Genomic DNA, 6925 nt, shown 5'->3' with positions numbered 1-6925 from the left:
CGGCTCGAAGCTGCGGCACAGCTCATTGATCTTGCGGTTGCGCTCGCGCATTTCCGCGCTGCGCAGCATCGCCATGAAATCCTCGCGGCGGCGCCATTGCGAATAATTGGCGATCCGGGTCTGCGCGTCATTCACGTGCAAGCCGGCCGAAATGAAGCCGGGCTGCTTGGAGATGAACTCGCGATAGGCATCCTCAAGCGCCTCCAGCAGGTCCTGACAGGTCCCGGGCGTCATCTCGAAGGTGGTGATAACGGTTTGGATATCAGCGGTTTTTGCTATTTTCGGCATTGGCTCCTCCGTTGACTGCCCCCAGCCTACGCCTGTTCGCGCCGAAAGCGCACGGGTTTTTTTTGTGCACATCCATAGGGGTTTTCGGCGATGATTAATACAACTTTAACCATAAAGCGGAACCGTTTGCACACGCCAACCTGAGGCCCCGGGATGAAACCTGCCTATGCTGCTGCTCTTGCCCTGGCGCTGGCCCAGCCGGCGGCTGGCGGGGCGTGGCTGGAACCGCCGGGCCAGGGCTTTGCATCGGCCAGCGCCGCCTGGCGGCACACCGGCCGCACCGCCGCGCTTGAGCTGGGGTATTACGGCACCTACGGGGTCACGTCCAAGCTCACCCTGGGTGTCGATCTGAACCGGAACGCGGATGTGTCCGGCCACGCGCTGCTCTTTGCCCGGCTGCCCTTGCACACGGGGGAGCGCGCCCGGCTGGCGGTGGAGACCGCGGCGGGCGGCAATCATTTCCGGGGCCTGTGGCAGCTGATGCAGAAAACCACCCTGTCTTATGGCCGCGGTATCGAGACCGGCCGCGGGTCCGGCTGGCTGGCCATTGATGCCGCTTATGAGCTGCGCAACAGCGGTCTGGACGCGATCTGGAAGCTGGACGCCACCATCGGGCTGAACCGCTCCGGCAAGCCCGCGCCTATGCTGCAGGCCGAGCTGTCCAAGCCGGAGGGCGGGCAGCTTATCTATGCGCTGACCTCTTCGCTGCGCTACCCGCTGAAGCAAAAGCGGGAGCTGATTGTCGGCTTGGAATACCGCCAGGCGGGCCAGCGCAGCCTTGGCCTGAAACTGGGCCTGTGGCAGAAGTTCTGAACCCTGCGCCAATTTCCGGAGGTGCCCATGCCCGCGCCGATCCGCCCCACCGATGACGACGCCCGCCAGCTGGCGCACAGCCTGATGGCTGAGGCCCGCTTTGCCGCGCTTGGCGTGCTGCTGGAGGAGGGCACCCCTCTGGTCACCCGGGTTGCCTTTGCCCTGGACCCGCAGGGCGGCCCGGTCAGCCTGATTTCCGACCTGGCCCAGCACACCCGGGCGCTGCACCGGAACCCTGCCTGCTCGCTGCTGGTGGGGGAGCCGGGGGGCAAGGGCGATCCGCTCACCCATCCCCGGCTCAGCCTGATCTGCCGGGCGGAGTTTGTCAGCCGCCAAAGCCCGGAGCACGACCCGCTCGCCGCGCATTACCTGCGCCGCCAGCCCAAGGCCAAGCTGTACCTGCAATTCGCCGACTTCACCTTTGCCCGGTTCCGGGTGACGGCGGCGCATCTGAATGGCGGTTTCGGCAAAGCCTTCCATCTTGACGCCGCCGACCTGCATCCGCGGGGCCGGACCTAGGCGTCCATCCTCAGCAGCACCTGAACCTCGCCCTTGAGCGCCTCCTGCCAGCGCAGGCGGATTTCGTCGTTATTGGCGCCCTGCTGGGTATCGCAATAGGGCATGCTGTAGCGGTTGCTGTTGCCGCCGGTCCGCACCGGCCCCTGCGGCACCACGCTGTCGACAAAGCGCGCGTAGCCCTGAAACGGCAGCTGCCCGTTGGCCCTGATTGCCCAGGACGACGACGCCGAGGATTGATTGTGCCGGATCCGCAATGGGTTGGCGGAGTGGGTCGAGACGTTGTGGTACATGTTGCCTTCGAACACCACATCATTGGACCGGGAGAAATCCAGGTCCGAAAAACTGGTGTCGACCCGCTCCGCCCGGTCGATGCTGCCATTGAGGGAACGGAACTTATTGCCGGTCACCGACAGCCCGTTCAGGTAATGGCCGCTGCCGTAGGGTTTGATCACGATATAGCTGAACCAGGGCGCCACGTCGCCGGACAGGAACACATTGGCGGTCACCGACAGCGCGCTGAAGGAGAAGCCGGTGGTGAAATCCGGGGTCGGATCCCGCTCGTTGGTCCATTCGATAAAGCAGTTGTCGATGTAATTGTCCGACACGGTGGTGGTGCAGTTGTTGGCCGCCAGCACCAGCCCGGCTGAGCGGACCCCGTTCGCCACGTTGTCGCCCTGAAAGAAATGATTGCCGGTCACCGTGTTGTTGGCGCCTGCCAGCAGCGCGAAATGGCGGAACTTGGTGGCGCGGTTGCTGCGCAGTTTGGCGTCATTGGCGTTCACGTTCAGGCCGATGCTGACGCGGTCCTCCACGTCCAGCGGATCCTCGGCTGACAGGAACTGGCAATTGTCGACCAGAAGCCCCTGGCAGCCGGTCCCGGTCGAGGTGATGCCGCGGTCCTTGGGCCGCGAGAAAAAGCAGCCGTCCAGCGAGAACACGGAGCCTGAGGGCGCCAGCCGCAGGGCGCTGCAGCGGGAATTGCACTGGAACTCGATGCCTTCCATGCCGAATTTGCTGAGCGCGCTGAACCCGCTGAAATCCACCAAATACTTGAAATCCCGGAAGGTGAAGTTCTGGGTGCCTGCCGCATCAAACAGCGGTGCGGTCAGCGTCAGCTCGCCGGCGCCGTTGTTCTTGGACTTCACATAGATCTCGCGGCCGACCCCGGCACCCTCCACCAGGGAGCCGACCTTGATGTTGGCAATGTTGGCGACATTGGTCAGCCTGGTGGACCGCGAGGGGCTGTAGGTCGCCTGCGAGGTGACCACATCGGTGTCCCAGGCGGCGCTATTGGCAGCCTCCAGCTGGCCGTTGCGGATGATCCGGCGGGTGGCATAAGAGGTCTTGTTCGGCACCGCCGCCTGCATGTCCAGCGGCGCGGTCACGGTGATTTTGCGGCCCATCAGGTCGAGCGATTCATGGTCCACGTTGTTGAGCAGGGCCTGAAACGCCTTCTTGAAGCCCAGCTCCTCGTCGCCGAAGGCCGTCGCGTAAGAGGGGAAATCGAAATTCTTTGTCAGCAGCAGCATCTGGCTGGCAGGCATCGACACGGTGCCCTCAAACACCGCTTCGTGGCTCAGCGACACGGTGCTGGCGAGGTGGAAATCCCCCGCGGGCACCAGAATGCGGCGTCCGGCGGCGGCGGCATCGGCAGCCTCAAACGCGGCGGTGCAGTCGGTGCTGCCATCGCCCACCGCGCCGTAATCGGTCACGTCCACGACGCTCAGCATGTTGCGCAGGAAGGCGCTGGTGATGTCGGTGATCTCGATATCGTCAATCCGCACGACGCCGCCGTTGGCGCCGGTGAGGTCGAGACCGAAATGGCCGTAGGCCGCCGTACGTCCCCAGGGCATGTCCACCCCGCCGCGGCTGCCGCTGCCGACAATGCCGGTCACTTCCACCACCTCGCCATAGGTGCTGAGCGTCACCTGCGGCGCAAATTCGGTGACGCCGCTGATGTGGCTGCCGCCTGCCGCCGCCGCCCAGCCCGCCACGCGGACCGCGGGCAGCGCGCCGCTGATGGCCTTGATGCGCACCTTGATCTGCAGATAGCAGCCCGGCTCCAGCGGCGTCTGGCCCATGAATCGCAGCTTTTGGGTGTTCCCGGTCTTCTGCATCTCCAGGCAGCCGCCGAAGTCTGCATCCGCCGCCACAAAGACCGCATTGGCGGCGCCGTCATAGGTGTCTGAGCCGGGGGTGCCGTTGCCGCTGGACCAGACATTGAGACCCTCTGCAAAGGCCGGGGGCATCAGCTGCAGACCGTCGGTGATTGCCTTGTTCATGGAAGTTCCCTTTCCTGCTGCGCATCTCGCGTTCGAGGAAAAGGAAGTACAGGAGCGGCGTTAAAGTCCGCCGAGCGGAGCGTACGCTGCCCTGTGTTCAGACGCTGTCAGCCTGCCCTTTCAGGATCTGTACTGCGTTGATTTTCCAGCCGCTTTCCAGTTTAACCATTTGGTAATCCAAGAGGTGCACGGTGCCGTTCTGATCGGTGATCATGACCCGCTGCCACAGGTTGCCCGCCACCTCGCGCAGGTCCAGATAGCGCACCTCAGCCGGGCGCCAGACCATCGGGTAGCCCTGGCGCACCATCTGGCCGAAGCGGTCCGGCGTGCCGAAAATCCGCCGGATGTTCGGGGAGGCGTAAGTGAACGCCGTCTCGGCGTCGTTGTTCAGGAAGGCTTCAAACTGAGAGCCGATCACGGCTGTGACCGGCTCTCTTTGCGCAAAGGCCGGGAAGGTCAGAAGAAAAACACTTACCCCCGCAAACAGAACACTGCGCATCTGTCCCTCCCGGTCCGTTTCTTAAGCTTAGGACAGAATGACGTAGCGTCAAAATGTTTTTTGCGAATTGATAATTTTCTTGCGCGGAGTATCGCCGCCGGCGCTGTGCGCGGCATGGTTGAAAACGACAAAGGGCGCGGAAAACCGCGCCCCTTGCTGATTGCGTTAGATGCGGGTTCAGGCCAGTTCGCCCGCCAGCGCCTTTTCGATCAGCGCGATGGTGTCCTCGACGCCGTAGAGCGCGATGAAACCGCCGAAACGGGGGCCTTGGGAGGCGCCCAGAAGCACCTCGTAGATTGCCGAGAACCAGGCGCGCAGCGGTTCGAACCCGTGGATCTTGCCGATGGCAAAGACCACCGACTGCAGGAACTCCTCATCCGCAAAATCCGCCTCGGGCAGCGGGTCGGTATTGCCTGCGATCCCGTTCTTCTTGGCGATGGCTGCCAGCGCGGCCTCCGGCGATTTCAGCGCATCCGCCAGATCCTGCAGCGCCGCGCGCTCCTGATCGGTGGGCAGGCGGAAGGTCTTGGCCGGCTTCACGAAGTCGTTGAAGTACCGCACCGCAAAGCCCGCCGCCTGATCCATGCCCGGATGGGTGTCGGGGGTGGCGTTGGGGGCGTATTTGTTGATGAAGCCCCACATGGTCTCCTTGTCCTCGGCGCTGGAGGCGGAGGCGAGGTTCAACAGCATCGAGAACGGCACCACCATGTCCGAATGCGGCACCTCGCCGCCGTGGATGTGCCAGACCGGGTTGTTCAGCTGTGCCTTCAGGTCCTGGGTGCGGTAGGCGCGCAGCTGCTGGTGGTATTCGTCCACCGCCTTGGGGATCACGTCGAAATGCATCCGCTTGGCGGTCTTGGGCTTCTGGTACATGAAATACGCCAGGCTCTCAGTCGAGGCGTAGGTCAGCCATTCGTCGATCGAGATGCCGTTGCCGGAGGATTTGGAGATCTTCTGGCCGTTGGCGTCCAGGAACAGCTCATAGGTGAAATGCTCCGGCGCGCGCTGGCCCAGCACCCGGCAGATGCCGTCATAGATCGGCGTGTTGGTGGAGTGGTCCTTGCCGTACATCTCAAAGTCGACTTCCAGCGCGGCCCAGCGGGCGCCGAAGTCCGGCTTCCACTGCAGCTTCACGTTGCCGCCGGTCACGGGCAGGGTCCATTCCTTGCCGTCCTCGTCGTCGAAGGTGACGGTGTAGGTCTCGGCGCAGACCTTCTTCATCGGCACGTACAGAACGCGACCGGTTTCCGGGTGGATCGGCAGGAAGATCGAATAGGTCTGGCGGCGTTCCTCACGCAGGGACTTCAGCATGATCGCCATGATGTCGTCGTACTTGTCGACCGCGCGCTTCAGGATCTCGTCGAACTGGCCGGAGCGGTAGAATTCAGTGGCAGAGTAGAATTCATACTCGAACCCGAAGGTGTCCAGGAACCGGCGCAGCATGGCGTTGTTGTGGTGGCCGAAGCTTTCATGCGTGCCGAACGGGTCCGGCACCGAGGTCAGCGGCTTTTGCAGGTGCTCTGCCAGCGCCTCCTGGTTGGGGACGTTGCCGGGCACCTTGCGCATCCCGTCCAGGTCGTCGGAGAAGCAGATCAGCTTGGCGGGGATGTCCGAGATGGTCTCGAACGCCTTCTTGATCATGGTGGTGCGGGCAACCTCGCCGAAGGTGCCGATGTGCGGCAGGCCGGAGGGGCCATAGCCGGTTTCAAAGAGGACATAGCCCTTGTCCGGCGCGCCCTTGGCATAACGTTTGAGAACCCGGCGGGCTTCTTCAAACGGCCAGGCTTTGCTCTTCAGAGCTTCTTCGCGCACATCAGACATTATGTTCTCCATCGGCGGCGGTTGCGTCAGTTTCCGGGGTGCCGCGTGATCAGCCCGGATACGCTCCGGAAACCCCTTGGCATCCGGCCATTCCCTCTATTGTGCCGATGCAGCATGAGTCAATAATGCCAGCCCTGCAGGAGCCGGGATTTGCGGCGTTGCGCCGCGCAAAAAACGGCTCCCGCGCACAGCCTGTTGTTGAACCTCCCCGCGGGGATACCTATCCTGCCGGGGTCAATACCGCGCAAATAAGGATTTCGTCCATGAGTGAGCAAACCCCGCATCCGATGACCCCGCAGGACTGCCTGGTGGCCCTGATGGTGGCGGTCTCGGCCTCGGACGAAAACATCCGCACCGCGGAGCTGGTCAAGATTCAATCGGCGGTGAACATGCTGCCGGTTTTTGCCGACTACGATATCGACCGGGTGAGCCGGGTATCGCGCACCGTGTTCGACCTGTTCGAGCAGGAGGACGGGCTGGAGGCGCTGTTCGGCCTGATCCGCGATGACCTGCCGGAGCGGCTGTATGAGACCGGCTATGCGCTGGCCTGCGACGTGGCCGCCGCCGATGGCATCCTGGGCGAGACTGAGCTCGAGTTCCTGGCCGAGGTCCGCTATGAGCTGAACATCGACCGGCTGCACGCCGCCGCGATCGAACGCGGCGCCCGTGCGCGGCACATGGTCTGACCGCCGTCTGAGGCTTC

7 protein-coding genes are annotated in these 6925 nt (G+C 63.5%); 3 read left to right on the top strand and 4 right to left on the bottom strand.

The window, feature by feature from the left end:
* The coding region (locus ACTRWG_RS19245) for an antibiotic biosynthesis monooxygenase family protein (protein ID WP_462829804.1) at window positions 1–288 on the bottom strand (288 nt) is incomplete at its 3' end.
* 153 nt (window positions 289–441) lie between these two features.
* Between ACTRWG_RS19245 and ACTRWG_RS19240 the strand changes: the two genes are divergently transcribed.
* Together ACTRWG_RS19240 and ACTRWG_RS19235 are read left to right on the top strand one after the other, a co-directional pair.
* Window positions 442–1101 carry a hypothetical protein gene (locus ACTRWG_RS19240; protein ID WP_027236447.1) on the top strand — a complete coding sequence of 220 codons (660 nt, stop codon included), beginning with the start codon at window positions 442–444 and terminating at the stop codon, window positions 1099–1101.
* 27 nt (window positions 1102–1128) lie between these two features.
* Window positions 1129–1620 (top strand): HugZ family pyridoxamine 5'-phosphate oxidase, encoded by a 492-nt coding sequence (locus tag ACTRWG_RS19235; RefSeq protein ID WP_462829803.1) that lies wholly within the window; start codon window positions 1129–1131, stop codon window positions 1618–1620.
* Here ACTRWG_RS19235 and ACTRWG_RS19230 read toward each other — a convergent pair.
* The 3 genes from ACTRWG_RS19230 to ACTRWG_RS19220 form a co-directional block, all read right to left on the bottom strand.
* A complete protein-coding gene (locus ACTRWG_RS19230) occupies window positions 1617–3902 on the bottom strand; it encodes a right-handed parallel beta-helix repeat-containing protein (protein ID WP_462829802.1) in 2286 nt (761 codons plus the stop codon). The genes ACTRWG_RS19235 and ACTRWG_RS19230 overlap by 4 nt on opposite strands.
* A 97-nt stretch (window positions 3903–3999) precedes the next feature.
* The gene (locus ACTRWG_RS19225) at window positions 4000–4401 is read right to left on the bottom strand and encodes a DUF4864 domain-containing protein (RefSeq protein ID WP_260001692.1); all 402 of its coding nucleotides are present in this window, start codon (window positions 4399–4401) and stop codon (window positions 4000–4002) included.
* A 177-nt stretch (window positions 4402–4578) separates the two neighbouring features.
* A complete protein-coding gene (locus ACTRWG_RS19220) occupies window positions 4579–6222 on the bottom strand; it encodes a lysine--tRNA ligase (RefSeq protein WP_462829801.1) in 1644 nt (547 codons plus the stop codon).
* A 263-nt stretch (window positions 6223–6485) separates the two neighbouring features.
* Here ACTRWG_RS19220 and ACTRWG_RS19215 point away from each other — a divergent pair, with 263 nt between their 5' ends.
* Window positions 6486–6908, top strand: a complete 423-nt coding sequence (locus ACTRWG_RS19215; RefSeq protein ID WP_027236452.1) for a tellurite resistance TerB family protein — start codon at window positions 6486–6488, stop codon at window positions 6906–6908.
* The last annotated feature ends 17 nt before the right edge of the window (window positions 6909–6925 follow it).

It is taken from the genome of Leisingera sp. G5_S3_59_S7 (genome assembly GCF_054968485.1).
This window is presented reverse-complemented; position numbering and strand designations above follow the sequence as displayed.